Genomic DNA, 15,327 nt, shown 5'->3' with positions numbered 1-15,327 from the left:
AAGAGGCATATATGCGAGGTCCCAGGAAACGACTGTGACGAACTCCCAGCTCACTCTCGTTCAGATCGACAACTACGGGCCGTGGACCGTGACGCCGGAGCCCCGCCGGGAGATGGATCTCCAGACGCTCCAGTCTCGGCTCTTCGCCGACCTGGCACAGTTCGTGGGGAGCCGCGACGGGTACGTCTTCTTCACGCGCTTCGATAATATGGTCGCGATCACCAACGGGCTCGACGCCGACGACCACCGCCTGCTCCAGGAGACGATCGGGAACCGGTACCCGGTCACGATCAGCCTCGGGACCGGGATCGACGCCTCCCCGGTCGAGGCGCTCGAAGCGGCGACGGCCGGGCTCCAACACGCGGGATCGGCACAGGACGGCGACCGCCGCGAAGTGCTATCGGGGGAGTTCCTCGCCGAAGCAGAGCGGACGGGTTCCGACGTCCAGATCGCCCATTTCGACGTCAACGACGCGACCGGCAAGTACACCGACCAACTCAACGAGTTCGACTCGTTCATCCAGATCGAGCAGGGCTACGCGGCGCTGATGCGGTACCTCCGCGAGGAGTACGGCGCGCTCTCCTTCTTCGTCGGCGGCGACAACATCATCTCGATCTGCCCGGCGATGGACGGCGACGACTACCGGGACGCGATCGACCACGTCGAAGCCGAGGCGGGGGTCGAACTCAAGGTCGGCGTCGGCGTCGCTGCGAATCCGCACGTCGCCGGAATGGACGCGAAACACGCGCTCGAGACGTGTCGACACGAGGGAACGATCGTCGAACTCGCCCGTCCCGTTGACGAGGTCGGAATCACGACCGACTGAGTTCGCTCGGGCGAGCAATCGATCGCAGATACTACTGTAGACGTGAGTCGTGACCGCCAAATCACGGACATCAGGCGGGCTTCGATTCTATCGTTCGATCGGGGACGTCAGTTCCGCGCTGACCGAGATCCAGCCGTCGCTATTTCCGTCCTCGGTGAAGACGACGCGATCCGGCGACGACCGGAGGGCCGACACAGCCGGGGGCTCCGTCCGCTGTTCCTCATCGGTATTCAGATTCGTCCTCGCTCCGTCGACGCCGTCTCTCAGGTCCATACCGAAGCGTGACCGTGGGCCGAATATAACGCTTTTGGTGGGCCTAAACAATGGCGGTCCGTCCGAGATTCCGCGGACGTCAAACGTATGAGCCCTCGAGACGTGGGGCGGACGATGACCGACTCGCTCTTCACCCCGTTGGAGCTCCGTGGGACGGAACTCCCGAACCGCGTGATGGTTTCGCCGATGTGTCAGTACTCGGCCGAGGACGGGGTCGCGACGGAGTGGCACCGGGTCCACCTGGGGAGCCGCGCCGTCGGCGGCGCGGGCGTCGTGATGACGGAGGCGACGGCGGTCTCTCCGGCCGGTCGGATCTCCCCCGGCGACCTGGGGATCTGGTCCGACGATCACGCCGAGGCCCTCTCGGACACGGTCGAATTTATCCGCGAACAGGGAGCGCTTCCGGGAATTCAGCTGGCTCACGCCGGACGTAAGGCCAGCGTCGAGCGCCCCTGGGACGGCGGCGGGCCGATCCCCGAGTCCGAGGGCGGCTGGCAGACGCTCGCGCCGAGCGCCGTTCCGTACCCGCACCCCGACGGCGACCCGGTTCCGACCCGCGAGATGACGCGAGACGACATAGACCGGGTGACCGAGCAGTTCCGGCTGGCGGCCGAGCGCGCCCGCCACGTCGGATTCCGGATCGCCGAGGTCCACCTGGCGCACGGCTATCTCCTCCACGAGTTCCTCTCGCCGATCGCCAACGACCGGGACGACGAGTACGGCGGGTCCTTCGAGAACCGCGCCCGATTCCCGCTCGAAGTCGTCGAGGCGGTCCGGGAGGTTTGGCCCGACGATCGGCCGGTGTTCGCGCGGATCTCCGCGACCGATTGGCTCCCCGACCGCCCGTCGTGGGACCTCGACGACTCGGCGCGGCTCGCGCCGCTGCTCGCCGAGGCGGGCGCGGACCTGATCGACGTCAGTTCGGGCGGGATCCACCCCGATCAACAGGTCCCCGAGAGCGGCCCCGGTTATCAGGTCCCGTACGCCGAGCGCGTGAACGGGGCCACCGACGCCGCCGTCGGTGCCGTCGGCGGCATCACGACGCCGGAACAGGCCGACCAGTTGATCCGCAACGACCGCGCGGACCTGGCGGTCATCGGGCGCGAACACCTCCGGAACCCCTACTTTACGCTGGAGGCCGCCCACGAACTCGGCGTCGACGTCGAGTGGCCGAGACAGTACGAGCGCGGTCGGTTCCGGTGACGTACGGGCGCGTCGGTTCCGGAGAAACACGTCCGAAGCTGGCGCGGGGTGTACGGGCGCCGGCGGCGCACACGTTTTTGCCCGCACGAACCCAATGTCGGGTATGCCCACCGCCGACCGCGACGACGACCTCCGTGATCTGGTGGATGAACTCGAAGCGACGCTCACGGACCTCCGCGGGGAACTGCGCCGGAACGAGGGTGGAGACGACGGCCGGCCCGAACCGACGCGGGACCGTGGCGGCCGGCAGTACGGTTCTGCTCGTCGATCGGTTCCGGAGCGTCCGCGACCGCCGTCGCTCTCGGAACTGTTTCGGTTCACCGAACAGTACACGTTGCCGACACTCATCGCGACGCTGGAGGCGGCGATCCAATCGCTGGAGTTGCTCCGCGGCGTGCTCCGACTGGCCGACCCGGAGCGCTCGGCGTTCGATCAGGAGGCCCGTACGAGCCGGTCCGCCGCCACGCGGATGACCGACGGTGTCGCGGGCGTCGGCCGAGACGCGGTCACCGGCGTCGGACGCGGCGCGGTCACGGGAGTCGAGCGCGCGCTCTCGGAGCTCCAGACGGCGTTGTCGGAGTCGGATCTCCCCGAAGACGAACCCGCCAGCGACCTCCTCGAAGACGCCAGACGACTCTCCGAAGAGGTGTCCGAGCGCCTCTCCGAAGCCTCTGAGGGGCGTGAGCGCGGTCGTTCCGGACCTCGGTACCCCTCGGAAGCCCGAGGAACGGCCGAGTCCCACTCGGCGGGCGACGCTGTCGCGAGCAGTGGCTCCGGCGGGATCGAAATCGAAGTCACGGACGCGGGCACGGGGTTCGGCCCGGAGGACGGGAGTTCCGAGGAGACGAGTGAGGACACCTCCGGGTCCAGCACGGGAGCGGAGCGCGTCTCAGATGACGAACCGGAGGTCGACGTGGAGGCGGAGTTGGCGTCGATCAAGGACGAGGTCGAACTGCGGGAAGCCCGTGGCGACTCCAGAGGCGGCGAGGCGGCCGACGCGGTCGATGCGACAGCGAACGGCGACACTGACGACGCTCGCGAGGAAGGAGACGTCGACGTCGACGAAACAGGTGAGACGGGGGACGTCGACGCCGACGACACCGGCAACGGAGAACAGATCGACAGCGACGAAGCGGACGGTGTGGCCGGTGAGAAAGCGGACCTCGACGGCGGCGACTCCGGAACTGACGCGGAGCGCTGACGAGGCTGGGAGACGAGCACGCGCTGACGACGCCGGGTGACGACGCGGGGCGGAACGGACCCATCGCGGGCGTTACTCGTCCAATCGTCCGAAATCAGGGAGCGGTCAGTCGCGCCACCGCGCCGGTGCTGCCGTCGCCCCCGCTCTCGTCGGTCGTGAGGACGTACACTGCTCCCTCCTGATCGCGGCCGAACCCGAGGACGAACCGCCCGAGGGCGTCGTCGCCGACGACCGGGACCGTCTCGATCTCCCAGGGCGTCTCAGCGCCCGGATCGACGGCGAACAACCGGCCCTGTGCGACGTAGTCCGCGAAGAGGTACGCGCCCCCGAGGTCCGGTATGGAATCGTCCTCGACGACGACGCCGCCGATGACCGAGATGCCGGTGACGTCGCCGCCGTCGTGCGGGTACTCCGCGACGGGATCGACGAACGGATCTCCCTCGGGGGTCGCGGTCGGGCACTCGTCCGCTCGGAAGCAGTGTGCACCCTCGCGGACGTTCCAGCCGTAGTTGCCGCCGGCTTCGAGCAGGTTCACCTCCTCCCAGGCGTTCTGTCCGACGTCGGCGACGTAGCAGTCCCGGCCGTCGAAGGAGAACCGCCAGGGGTTCCGGAACCCCCAGGCGTACTGCTCGTCGAGGCCCTCCCGGCCGACGAGCGGGTTGTCCTCGGGAATCGCGTACGGCCGATCTCCCGCTCCGTCGACCCCGCCGCGGCCGTCCACGTCGATCCGGAGGATACTCCCGAGCAGGTTCTCGGTCACGTCCTGTCCGTTGCCGCCGTCGACGGCGTCGTACCAGTCGTCGGCGTGTCCCGATCCGACGTCGTTCGCCCCGCCGCCGTCGCCGAACCCGACGTAGAGGTACCCGTCGGGCCCGAACGCGAGCGCGCCGGCGTTGTGGTTCGACTGCGGCTGCGGGACTTCGAGGAGCGTCCGTTCCCCGGGGTCTGCCGCGACGTCCCCAGCGGGATCGACGGTGAACTCCGCGAGCACCGACGTGTGGCTGTAGTCGCTCGGCGTCCCCGACCGGGCGGGAGCGCTGTAGCGGACGTACAGCCGTCCGTTGTCGGCGAAACCGGGGTGGGCGGCCGCGCCCAGGAGGCCGCGCTCGCCGCCGAGCACGATCCGATTCGAGAGATCGAGGAAGGGAGCGGAGCGTCGGCCGCCGTCGGTGACTTCCCAGACTCGACCGTCGCGGTCGACGACGAACCGCCGGTCGGTTCCGGCGGGGGCGAGGAAGTCGAGCGGTGCGGCGAGTCCGGACGCCACGGGTTCGAGCGCGACCGACGCGTCGTCGAGTTCGGGACGGGGACCGCCGGTCTCCCTCGGCGTGGGAACCCGGGTGGCAGTTCCCGAGTCGTCCGGACCATCGCCGACTGTCGTCCCCGGCGTCGCATCGACCGTTTCTGGACTCGACGACTGTCCCGTTTCTTCGCCCGTCTCGAAGGTCGTGCACCCGGCGAGCGACGCGATTCCGGCGGCGAGTCCGGTTCGGATGAGTCGGCGTCGACGGAGACGGTCCATACCCCCGGAACGGTCCCCGGACACAAGGACGGTTCGGCCACCGACCCGTAGTGGAGAGCCGCGAAGCGGTGGTACCCCGATAGGTATCGAGAGACCGGATCCGAACGGCTTACCACCGGACGGTCCCGACTGGCGGGTATGACAGCGGCACTCGTCGCCGAGGACGTCGCGAAGTCCTACGGCGGCGTGACGGCGCTCGACGGCGTCTCGCTCTCGGTCGATACCGGAGAGGTGTTCGGACTCGTCGGCCCGAACGGCGCGGGCAAGACGACGCTGGTCCGGGCGCTCACGGGAACGACGACGACAGACGGCCGAGTCTCGGTCTTGGGAGCGCGGCCCGAGGCGATCGAGAAGTCCCGAATCGGCCTCCTGCCGCAGTCGTTCTCCCCCGCGGCCCGCCTCACCGCACGCGAACTCCTCGCACAGTACGCCGGCCTCTACGACGACGCCCGCGACCCCGACGCGGTGCTCGCGGACGTCGGCATCGAGGGCGATGCCGCCGAGCAGTGGTACGAGACGCTTTCTGGGGGACAACAGCGCCGGGTCTGCGTCGCGATCGCGCTCGTGAACGACCCGGAGGTGCTCTTTCTGGACGAACCGACGACCGGGATCGACCCCGCCGGCCGCCGCGACCTGTGGACGCTCTTGGAAGGGCTCGCCGCGGACGGGACGACGGTGTTTCTCACCAGCCACTCGATGGCCGAGGTCGAACGGCTCGCCGACCGGGTCGGGTTCCTGAGAGACGGTCGACTCGTCACGGTCGGCTCCCCGCGGGACCTGATCGAGGCCCACGGGGGTCGGAGTCGCCTGCTCGTCGAGACCGGCGATCCGGCGGATGAGTCCGGCGACGAGTTCGGGGCCGCGGGTGACGGACGGGAGAGTGGATTCGAGTTCGACGTCCGCGACGTCGACGTCTCGACGGTCGGCGGTCGACTCGTCGTCGAGGGCGTCGGACCCAGGGAAATCGGCGACGTCGTCGACGCACTCGAGGCCAGCGGCGTCCGGTTCGAGTCGCTGACGTGGAAACAGCCCGACCTCGAAGACGTCTACCTCGAACTCACTGGCGAGTCCTTCGAGGGGGGCGGTGCCGGCGTCGACGCGGGTTCGGCGGGGGTGGACCGATGACCCGTTTCGGACGCGTCCGCGCGGAGTTCACGGCGTCGTGGCACGCGTTCCTCCGGCGGCGGACGGCTGTCTTCTTCACGTTCTTCTTCCCGGCGATCATCGTGGTGATATTCGGCGCGCTGGTGCAGACCCAGCCGACCGGTGGGGGCCTCTTCGCCGAGCCGAAAGACTACTACATCGCGGGTTACCTCGCCGTCGTCGTCCTGTTCACGCCGCTCTCGCGGATCGGGAGCACCGTGGCTCGCTACCGCGAGGGGAGCCGGTTCGAGAAGCTGGCGACGACGCCGCTGACGCGGACTGAGTGGCTACTCGCTCAGTCGCTCGTCAACGTCGTCGTCATCGGGGTCGCCGCGCTGCTGCTGCTTGCGCTCTCGGTTGCGGTCACCGGAACGTCGCTCTCGACGACGCCTGAGACGTTGCTCGTCGTGCCGTTCGTCGCGCTCGGCGTCGTGTTGTTTTGCGGCCTCGGCGCGGTGATCGGTCGCCTGGCGGACTCACAGGACGGCGTCATCGCGGCCTCGAACGCTATCGCACTGCCGCTGCTCTTTCTCTCGGAGACGTTCGTCACGCCCGACCTGTTGCCCGGGTGGTTCCGTCCCGCGCTCGAACTCTCGCCGCTGACCTACGTCGCCCGCGGGATCCGCGCAGTGACGTACGCCGACGCGACGACGGTCGCGCTCCCGAACCTCCTCGTGGTGTCTGTCCTCGCGGTCGCGTTCTTCGTCGCTGGCGCGCTCGCGGTCCCACGGACGGACTGATCCGGTCGGCGTCGTTCGCGGGAGGCGTTGCTGGTGGGCGTCCGCTCGCCGGCGAAACTCGGGATTTATTCTTCCGGCGGGCGATATCCGGACGAGATGGTCACACACGACGCGAGCGGTGATCTGCAGCGGCTGGTGGACAGCGGCGTCGTCGCGGTGATGCGCGGCGCGGACGCGGACACGATCATCGAGGTGGCAGACGCGCTGGCGGCGGGCGGCGTCACGGCCTTCGAGATCACCGCCGACAACCCCGACGCGATGGCCCTGATCGAGGAGGTGTCGGCGTCGTTCTCGGCGGACGAGGCCATCGTCGGCGCGGGCACCGTCCTCGACGCCGAGACCGCCCGGTCGGCCATCGCGAGCGGCGCGGAGTTCGTCGTCGGCCCGACCGTCGACGAGGGCGTCGTCGAGACGTGCAACCGCTACGGGACGCTCGTCGCACCCGGCGCGCTCACCCCGACGGAGGCGATCAGCGCCTACGAGGCGGGCGCCGATCTCGTGAAAATATTCCCCGCGTCGTCGATGGGGCCCTCCCACCTGTCGAGCGTCGCCGGACCCCTCCCGCAGATCCCGTTGATGCCGACCGGCGGGATCGACCTCGACAACGTCGCCGACTACGTCGAGGCCGGCGCGGTGGTCGTCGGCGCGGGCAGCGCGATTATGGACGACGAGGCGATCGCCGCGGGCGACTTCGAGGCGATCACCGAGACGGCCAGGGAGTTCACGCGGGTGATCGAAAACGCCCGCGGAGAATAGCGGTTCACTCCCGTTCGTTCGGCGTCACTCCAGCAGCGAACCGACGTGGTCGTGGTACGCCGGATCGAGTCGGTCGCGAAGCCGGTCCGAATCGGTCTCGCCGTCGAGCGAGACGAGGTGTGCCGCGCCGTCATCGTCGCCGTAGGCGCGCTGGAAGTCGTAGACGAGGCCCGCGACGGCGACGTCGTCGGGGACGGCTCCGTCGTCGACGAGGAACGTCGTCTGCTCGCGGACCGCGTACTCGACCAGCCGATTGACCGCCGCCTTCGTCGGCGTCGCGTCGCCCACGACGTCCTCCTCGCGGGCGGCCTCGACGACCGGAACGAGACGCCCGACGGCCGCCTCGACCGCCGGCGGGAGGTCCCCGCTATCCTCTTCTTCGAACACCGCCCCGTAGGCGGCTGTGACCGCCCCGCAGCCGGTGTGTCCGAGCACCGCGACGAGGTCGACGTCGAGCGCGGAGACGGCGTATCCGACGGCGTCGTTGACGACGCGCTCGCCGTCGACGTCGGTCCAGGCCTGGTTGCCGACGTTGACCGAGGTGAACAGGTCGCCGTCTGATCGGGCGTTCCAGACGCCCTGGGCGGGAACCCGGGAGTCGGAGCAGGACACGGAGACCACCGGTGGGTCCTGCCCGTCGCGGACATCCGCGAAGTGGTCGTCGTCGATCTGTGCGACGTGCTCGTCGTTGCCGGCCAGGATCCGTTCGAGCGACTCCATACGTCCCGGGTCTCCCGTGGGCAGTATCAATCGTCCGGATCGTCTCGACCCCTTGACGTGTCCGGATCCTCACCTTCCTGCCCGTCTCGCGTCCGATCGACGGGCGACCCTGATCGGGAGCTCTCGTCTTCGGCGGTTGAGTCTCTCCTTACGCCGGGCTCGTCATCGGCGATCGATCTCCCTCCGCTCTCTCCGTCGTCGAGCGAGGCGGATTCTGACCCGCGCGATCCGGACTCCGAGTCGTCACCGTTCTGTTCGTACTCGTCCTCGATACCGATCCCGGCGCGGCCGACGCGGTAGGCGTCGACGGCCAGTCCGAGCCGCGCTTCGAGTTCCGTCCGGACGTGGTCGGCGGTCGCCCCCGACACGTCGACCGCCGCGGCGTCACCCCCGCCCAGCGAGAGCGATCCGGCGGTGTCGACGGTGACGGTCGCGAGGTCGAGTCGGCGCTGGAAGACGCTCCGGGAGTCGATGATCGTCTGGATCCGGTAGTAGGGGACGATCTTCGTCTTCCGTCTGAGCACGCCGTTGCGCGTGACGACGTGGTGCTCGCCCAACCAGCGACCGCGGTGACGCCAGGTCGCGTGCGCGTACAGGACCGCGACCGGGACCAGGAGCAGCGGCGGCCACCACGGGATCGAGAGCGACAGCAGCGAGTCCGCGGCGTAGAGGATCCCCGTCAGGACGCCGACGGCGAGGAGCGAGCGGACGAGGTACCGACGCCGCGCGCGACGCGGCGGGCGCTCGAAGTCGACGTCGCCGACCGGTTCGAGTTCCTCGACCAGGTCGAGGACGTGCTCGCGCTTGGCCAGCGGGATCGCCGCCTCGGACCCGCGCGATCCGGACGAGCCGCCGGGCGTGTAGCCCGCGGTCTCGATGTACAGCGTCGCGTACCCGAAGTGTCGTTTGAGCGGGTTGTCGGCGACAGTCAACGTCTGGATCTTGTCGAACGGGATCGACCCGTCGTACCGCTGGAGCAGGCCGCGCTCGTACTGCAGTTCGTCGCCGGAGCGGACGAGCCTGAAGTCGTAGTACTCGACGATCGCCGCGGCGGCCCCGACGATCCAGGAGACGACCGCGACGGCCGCGAAGAGGACGCCGGCGAGGACGACCAGCGCGACGCCGGGGACCGCCGAGAGGTACGACGAGACGACGGTGGAACCGAGCGTCGAGACGAGCAGAAAGAGGATCCCGGGCACCCGGAAGTCGATCGACAGCGCGCCGAGGATCGCGAGTTCGCTCCGGTCGAGGGCGAACAGTTCGGTCGACTCCGGCTCGGTCGGGGCGGCTGCGGGTTCTTCGCCCACCGAACCCTCCGCATCTGCCGTACCGCCCCGTTTCAACCGCGCGAGTTCTTTTTGAAGACGCTTGGCCTCCTCGAAGGTGACGTACCGGAACTGTGCCTCGGTCTCGCCGCCGCCGGCGGTCTCGAAGGAGACGACGGCGATACCGAGTAGTCGCTGGATCACGTTCCGCGATATATCGACGTTTTGGATCCGACGGAGCGGGATCTCGCGGCTCCGGCGCGAGAGGACGCCGGAATCGATATCGAGCGTGTCGGCGGTGAGTTCGTAACTGAACCGCCGGACGTACGCCGTCTCGTAGCCGACGAGCGCGACCGCCGCGACGCCGGCGACGGCCAGGACGATCAGCGGTCCGGCGGGGCCGAGGAACGGGAGGTTGACGCCGCCACCGAGCACGAACGCGAGACCGATAGCGAGACCGCCGCCGCGCTGGAGCACGCGGTACGGGACCGACAGCGGCGAGAGCGATCGGGGCATCTCAGACGGCGTCCTCGCCCTCCGAGCGGATCGCCAGTCGCTTCAGCCGCTCTCTGAGGTCGTCGGCGTCGCCCGGCGTGAGCCCCGGGACCGAGACGTCGGCGCCGCGGGATCCGGCCGTGTAGACCACGGTGCTCGCGAGGCCGGCGAGTCGCTCCGTGGGCGAACGCGAGGTGTCGACGTGCTGGATGCGGACGAACGGGACCACCGTCCGGACCCGCGTGAGGACGCCGCGTTCGAGGTACAGCGAGTCCTCGCGGACCTCGAAGCGCCAGGATCGATATCTGAGCACGGCGAAGGTTGCTCCGAGCCCGCCGAACGCGACGAAGACCGCCAGCGGGGCCCACGCGGGGAGCCAGGCGGGATCGACGACGCGGCCGACCCCGAAGGCGATGCCGGCGAAGATCGCCGCCGTCAGGAGGGAGCGACCGATCCAGAGCAGTCGGATACGGGGATGGAGTCGGTTCATACGATCGATCAGTAGAGCGTGGTTCCGGAAGCGAGCAGTCCCGCGTCGACGAGAAGCAGGACCCCGACGACGGCCGCGACGCGGAAGATCGTCGTCGCCTCGGCCGCGGGCGTGCGGACGCGCTTCTCCTGTAACCCGTCGACGAGTCGGCTCCGCCCGACCTCGACGAGCGCCGAGAGGACGAGCCACAGCGCGAGCATCGCGAGGACGAGGTGACCGCGGCCGGTGCCGGTGAGCGTCCCGACCGTGTATCTCGTGCCGGCGAGGTGGCCGCCGGTGAGGAACATCACGACGGAGGAGCCGCGAGAGAGGTAGACGAGCCGGTCTGCGATCTTCTCCAGCGGGGCCGCGTCCAGGGCTCCCTCGACCGCGGCGGGGAGAATCGCTCCGGCGACGAAGACGACGCTGCCGACCCACAGCGCCCCGACGAGGACGTGCAGGGTCGTCATCACGGTGTCGAGTACCATAGCGTGCGAGAAGGACCGACGGCGCTTGAAACCCGGCGGTTCGGTCGCGGGTCGCCACCGCTCGTCGCGACGATCCGATCGCCGAGCGTCGCCGGGGAGTCACGCTGAACCGCCGGTACCACACGTGATGCGGCTCCGATCTCACCGGACGTCGTGGAGCCGCCCAGCCGTCACCTCGGTTCCGGGCGCGTAGTGAACGGGTTCTTTGTGCGGGCGGGACGTCCCTGCGAACCACGCCCGGATGCGTCCGCCGCTGTCGGAGGGTTACCGCGTCGTCCTCACGTGTCGCCGCGTCGTCGTCGTCGGCCGTCGCCGCATCGTCGCCGCGGTCCACGGGAATCTCCGTACGATCCGTCGAGCGGCCGACCCCGACCGAGGAGACCCTCCGATTCGAGTTCATCGAGAAGGTAGTCCCTGATGGGGGATGTGTTACATCTACCCGAGATCGCGGGCCCCGCGCTCATTCGCTGAGGGACGCGGAACGATTCGCCGGAGTAGCACGTACATCCGGACGAGGATCGAGATCGAAGCCGGACAGAGCAGCGTGAACTGTCCAGACTAACTCAGGATGGATCTTGTCGACGTGCTCGCTCCGGTCGAGGACGGGGACCGAGTGACAGGATTCACACTCGCGATACCTGGTACGCGAGTATGTCCGAGGATCGATACACCCCGTCGCACAGATCCGGCAATAGTACTGGGTGTACCCAGAAACCGGTGTGTTATCCATCGAAATCCCCCCGATTTGCTGAGGAAATCGCCCGACATCGACGGGGTGCGTTTAGATTCCACTTGGTCGCAGTTTGAGGCGGATTTTTTGAAACGCTAAAAACGGAGAATACGACCGAATAGACGCCTCTACGAAGTGATTTGATTTTACTCCGGTTCAGGCAAAGTTCGCATGGGCGCTGCAGGTTTCTGGATTCGGACCGCGCGCTACCCCTTCGATACCGAGTTGTATACTAATCATTCTTGGAAAAACCTCCATCGTCGATCTGCCTTCTCGCGCTTCGAAGCGCGATCATAGTGCTTGTCGAGAACCTGTTCAGACGCGTCCAACCGATCCGAAACCGCCGCTCGAGGAACGCCGTCGTTCCGATACTTCGTCACCCGAGCCTTCCGCGCATCGTGCGGCGATCGCGACGACGGGCACTTACTCATATGGTAGAACTCCGTCGCCTCGCACGTCTCCGGATCCCGATCGTGCGGACACTCCTTCCCGATGAAACACGGACGAGTCCACCGATAGAACGAATCCCGAATCGAGCCGCCCGAAGCCCGTCCGTGACTCGTCGTCACCAACGGAGCCCTACCGTGATCGTCGAGGACGTCCTTCCGCGGACCGTCGATGTACGCCCGAAGAACCTCCGCCACGCGGTCAGTGATCCGATTAAATCGCTCGCCGCCCTCGTCATTCTTCAGCGGCGTTCCCGTCTCCGGACGGTGAACGTAATCGAGGCCGGGCTTCCGTCCCTCTAGGTCGACGTCCTCCAGATCGAGCGCCCGAACCGCACCCACGCGAGCGCCCGTATGCCAGATCAGCGACCAGACCACGTGATCCCGGCTCGCGTACTCGTAGCGATCGAGATACTCGAGGATATCCAGGACGCGCTCCGGAGCGATCGTCGAGTCCGAGACCTCCTCGGAATCCGACAGCGACGGGAGCGGCACCTTCTCGTAGAGATCACTCGGCACCGCCTCGATCTGTGCACAGAACCGGAGGAACGACCGGATCGTCGCGAGCGCCGAGTGGAGCGTCTTCGGGGCGATCTCCTCGTCCATCCCCTTCGAGTAGCCGCCCTCACGACGCCAGACGCGGAACTCGTAGAGATCCCGTCCGGTCAGATCGTTCATATTGTCGATCCCACCCTCCTCGCGGCACCACTCGACGAACGCCCGGAGATGGCTCCGGTGTGACGTCCGAGTCCAAGCGGCCGAATCGTCCTCCATCGACTCAAGGTGTAGATCTCGCGCCCTCGCCGGAGAGATCGGAACGAGATCGTCACTCTCCACTCAGATCACCCGGGCTGATCTCCGCGTACTCGACAGCGTGATCCGTCCGCTTCCGGTGGACGATCTCGCTCGTCGCTGCGAGCACACGATCGTTCTCGAAGACGTCCTCGTACTCGCACCCGTGACAGACGACGTGATAGACGGAGTCTCCAGATCGCTCAGACAAGATTACTCACCCGGATTCCTTCGACGTTGAACTCGTGTGGCTGACCGCACTCGGGGCACTCCCAGTTGAAGCCGGGGAGCGTGATCCGCGCGGTATCCGGGTCGAATTCCGCGGGCTCGTCAAGTTCGATCGTGGCGCTCCACCCGTCGCAGTACCCCGGCTCATCGGGCGTCTCGATCGCGACGGCGCACTCGACTTCGATCTCCTCGAGGCCGTCGATGTCTTCCAGCGGGTGCCGATACTCTCCGCCGTCAGCGACGAGCCGAGTCTGTTCCGCACTCTCCGCGGCGATGCGCTCGGAGAGCCATCCCATCTGCTCACCGATTCCGCCGAGATCGTTCGTCTGAAGCGGGAACGTGACGGTCGGATCGATACCCGCAGAGAACGCCTCTCGCTCTCGAAGCGGATCGAGGTAGCTCCGCCCCGCGAGAACGATGATCTCCTCGATCTCGACGCCCTTCCCGACCTCGTTCGCGATCCAGTCGATCAGCGACATCCCGACCGTATGCGCGAGCGCGTCGAGGCGGTCCTCGTCGAGATCGTCGATGCTCGTCTCGTAGGGATCGAGTTCCCGATCGGGAGTGACGAGCGCGTGCTCCGCCGAGAGGATCAGCCACTCGTCGCCGATCGTCTCGGCGTACTCGCGCTTCTTCGCAAAGTACGTCGACGTGTACAGGTCCTTTGCCGGTGCCGACTCGTCGCGCTTCGCCGCGCCGCAGCCGACGAGAACGAGCGTCTTCGAGTGGGTCACTGTGATCCCTCCGAAGCGCGATCGACAGCGTTCAGATCGACCCGTTCGTCCAGGTCCAGCGCCGCGTCTTCGACCCACCCGGCGAGACTGCGACCGGATCGAGGCGACGTCGGTTCCGCCGGCGGATGATCGTGCAGCTCGGGAAGCCGGTGATCGAGCGTCCGGATCAACTCCAGCAGCGCCGCGTTCTGGATCCGCTGCTGCTCCGCGATCTCTTCGAGCGCGTCGGCCTGGCGCTCCAGGGCGTTCAGTTCCTCGAAGGACCCGCCGTCCGTCGCGACGCCGTCACCTCTATCGATCTCTTCGTCGTCTTCGACGTGCTTCGGACAGACGGGCTTCATCTGCGGGTAGTAGTCGTCCTCGGCGGAGACGTCGATCCCCTCGACGCGCGAGAAGTCCTCGATGACCTGCCCGCAGATCCAGCACTCGACCCAGTTGACCTGGGGGCCGATGAACGCCGGGCGCTCGTGCTCACTCATCGAGCATCGCCTCCTCGGCCTCAACGATTCGTTTGAACTCCTGCTCGTCCCCGCCCGAATCCGGATGGGTCTCGGCCTTCTTCTGCCGAGCGGCCGCCTTCACGACAGCCTCACCGGCGTCGGGAGCGACTTCGAGGATCTCGTGCGGTGGAGCCGTCGCCACGACCGCCTCCTCGTCAGCCGACGGGAGCCTCGCAGCAGCGAACTCCGTATCGCCCGTTCGGACCGGTCGCTGACCGCGCATCCGCGTCTCGTGAACCCACAGATAGACCGCCCGGACGTTGTCTCGAAGGCGCGAGTACGCGTCGCACGCTACGGCGAACTGCTCACCGTCCTCGGTCCACCGGAGCACGAACCCCGGATCGTCGGGATTCGCGTTGTACTTCGGGAGACCGTTCGACTTCGTGTACGATCCGCCGGAGGCCGTCGACGCGCGCCACTCATCGGGATCGAGGCGGTCCATCTCCGTCGAGAGATCCTCCGTTGTCGTCCCGAGACTCGCCTGAAAACTCCGATTCGGCGAGCGATCCGAGGAGGGCGTCCGCTCCCACTCCGGCGGCCACTGGAGGCTCATCGTCGATCACCGTCCTTCCCGCCGCAGTGCGGACACTGCTCTTTCAGACACCACACGGTCGACCCGACCGCCTCGCAGAAGTGCGACGCCGCCCGATCACGGCGACGCGTCGGATTCTCGCACGTCAGCGTAATTCAAGGTGGAGCCTCCGGCCTCAAGGAGCGACCGAAGAGAGCGAGTAGGCCGGAGAGGAAACCGACATGGTACGACACAACCGACACACTCCAACCGATCGACTCCCAA

17 protein-coding genes are annotated in these 15,327 nt (G+C 67.7%); 6 read left to right on the top strand and 11 right to left on the bottom strand.

Annotated features, from left to right (window positions below):
• Positions 1–34 precede the first annotated feature (34 nt).
• Positions 35–826, top strand: a complete 792-nt coding sequence (locus NO876_RS16630) for a GTP cyclohydrolase III (RefSeq protein ID WP_256422792.1) — start codon at positions 35–37, stop codon at positions 824–826.
• Positions 827–913: 87 nt separating this feature from the next.
• Here NO876_RS16630 and NO876_RS16625 read toward each other — a convergent pair whose 3' ends face one another.
• The gene (locus NO876_RS16625; RefSeq protein ID WP_256422791.1) at positions 914–1,099 is read right to left on the bottom strand and encodes a hypothetical protein; all 186 of its coding nucleotides are present in this window, start codon (positions 1,097–1,099) and stop codon (positions 914–916) included.
• A 114-nt stretch (positions 1,100–1,213) separates the two neighbouring features.
• Here NO876_RS16625 and NO876_RS16620 point away from each other — a divergent pair, with 114 nt between their 5' ends.
• Both NO876_RS16620 and NO876_RS16615 read left to right on the top strand, forming a co-directional pair.
• The gene (locus NO876_RS16620) at positions 1,214–2,302 is read left to right on the top strand and encodes an NADH:flavin oxidoreductase/NADH oxidase (protein ID WP_256422892.1); all 1,089 of its coding nucleotides are present in this window, start codon (positions 1,214–1,216) and stop codon (positions 2,300–2,302) included.
• A gap of 103 nt (positions 2,303–2,405) precedes the next feature.
• A complete protein-coding gene (locus NO876_RS16615) occupies positions 2,406–3,503 on the top strand; it encodes a DUF7547 family protein (RefSeq protein ID WP_256422790.1) in 1,098 nt (365 codons plus the stop codon).
• 94 nt (positions 3,504–3,597) lie between these two features.
• Here NO876_RS16615 and NO876_RS16610 read toward each other — a convergent pair whose 3' ends face one another.
• Positions 3,598–5,025: a PQQ-dependent sugar dehydrogenase gene (locus NO876_RS16610; RefSeq protein ID WP_256422789.1), complete on the bottom strand. Its 1,428-nt coding sequence runs from the start codon at positions 5,023–5,025 to the stop codon at positions 3,598–3,600.
• Positions 5,026–5,163: 138 nt separating this feature from the next.
• Here NO876_RS16610 and NO876_RS16605 point away from each other — a divergent pair, with 138 nt between their 5' ends.
• The 3 genes from NO876_RS16605 to NO876_RS16595 all read left to right on the top strand — a co-directional run bounded on the left by NO876_RS16605 (position 5,164) and on the right by NO876_RS16595 (position 7,664).
• A complete protein-coding gene (locus NO876_RS16605) occupies positions 5,164–6,150 on the top strand; it encodes an ABC transporter ATP-binding protein (RefSeq protein WP_256422788.1) in 987 nt (328 codons plus the stop codon).
• Complete coding sequence (locus tag NO876_RS16600; protein WP_256422787.1) at positions 6,147–6,908, top strand: ABC transporter permease; 762 nt, start codon at positions 6,147–6,149, stop codon at positions 6,906–6,908. The genes NO876_RS16605 and NO876_RS16600 overlap by 4 nt, the downstream gene beginning before the upstream one ends.
• Positions 6,909–7,004: 96 nt before the next feature.
• Complete coding sequence (locus NO876_RS16595) at positions 7,005–7,664, top strand: bifunctional 4-hydroxy-2-oxoglutarate aldolase/2-dehydro-3-deoxy-phosphogluconate aldolase (protein WP_256422786.1); 660 nt, start codon at positions 7,005–7,007, stop codon at positions 7,662–7,664.
• A 24-nt stretch (positions 7,665–7,688) separates the two neighbouring features.
• Here NO876_RS16595 and NO876_RS16590 read toward each other — a convergent pair whose 3' ends face one another.
• The 9 genes from NO876_RS16590 to NO876_RS16550 all read right to left on the bottom strand — a co-directional run bounded on the left by NO876_RS16590 (position 7,689) and on the right by NO876_RS16550 (position 15,084).
• Positions 7,689–8,384, bottom strand: coding sequence for a carbonic anhydrase (locus tag NO876_RS16590; protein WP_256422785.1), 696 nt, complete (start codon positions 8,382–8,384; stop codon positions 7,689–7,691).
• 26 nt (positions 8,385–8,410) lie between these two features.
• Positions 8,411–10,165 carry a PH domain-containing protein gene (locus NO876_RS16585; protein ID WP_256422784.1) on the bottom strand — a complete coding sequence of 585 codons (1,755 nt, stop codon included), beginning with the start codon at positions 10,163–10,165 and terminating at the stop codon, positions 8,411–8,413.
• 1 nt (position 10,166) lies between these two features.
• A complete protein-coding gene (locus NO876_RS16580; protein WP_256422783.1) occupies positions 10,167–10,634 on the bottom strand; it encodes a PH domain-containing protein in 468 nt (155 codons plus the stop codon).
• An 8-nt stretch (positions 10,635–10,642) separates the two neighbouring features.
• Positions 10,643–11,101: a CopD family protein gene (locus NO876_RS16575; RefSeq protein WP_256422782.1), complete on the bottom strand. Its 459-nt coding sequence runs from the start codon at positions 11,099–11,101 to the stop codon at positions 10,643–10,645.
• Positions 11,102–12,067: 966 nt separating this feature from the next.
• Entirely contained in the window at positions 12,068–13,051 is a 984-nt protein-coding gene (locus tag NO876_RS16570) for a tyrosine-type recombinase/integrase (protein ID WP_256422781.1), read from the bottom strand.
• A 52-nt stretch (positions 13,052–13,103) separates the two neighbouring features.
• A complete protein-coding gene (locus NO876_RS16565) occupies positions 13,104–13,280 on the bottom strand; it encodes a hypothetical protein (RefSeq protein ID WP_256422780.1) in 177 nt (58 codons plus the stop codon).
• Positions 13,273–14,031 carry a DUF6884 domain-containing protein gene (locus tag NO876_RS16560; RefSeq protein ID WP_256422779.1) on the bottom strand — a complete coding sequence of 253 codons (759 nt, stop codon included), beginning with the start codon at positions 14,029–14,031 and terminating at the stop codon, positions 13,273–13,275. The genes NO876_RS16565 and NO876_RS16560 overlap by 8 nt, the downstream gene beginning before the upstream one ends.
• Positions 14,028–14,510, bottom strand: a complete 483-nt coding sequence (locus NO876_RS16555; RefSeq protein WP_256422778.1) for a hypothetical protein — start codon at positions 14,508–14,510, stop codon at positions 14,028–14,030. Before NO876_RS16555 ends, NO876_RS16560 begins: the two co-directional genes overlap by 4 nt.
• Positions 14,503–15,084, bottom strand: a complete 582-nt coding sequence (locus tag NO876_RS16550; RefSeq protein WP_256422777.1) for a J domain-containing protein — start codon at positions 15,082–15,084, stop codon at positions 14,503–14,505. The genes NO876_RS16555 and NO876_RS16550 overlap by 8 nt, the downstream gene beginning before the upstream one ends.
• Positions 15,085–15,327 lie beyond the last annotated feature (243 nt).

The organism is Halobellus rarus, from assembly GCF_024494595.1.
Lineage (GTDB): Archaea > Halobacteriota > Halobacteria > Halobacteriales > Haloferacaceae > Haloquadratum > Haloquadratum rarum.
This window is presented reverse-complemented; position numbering and strand designations above follow the sequence as displayed.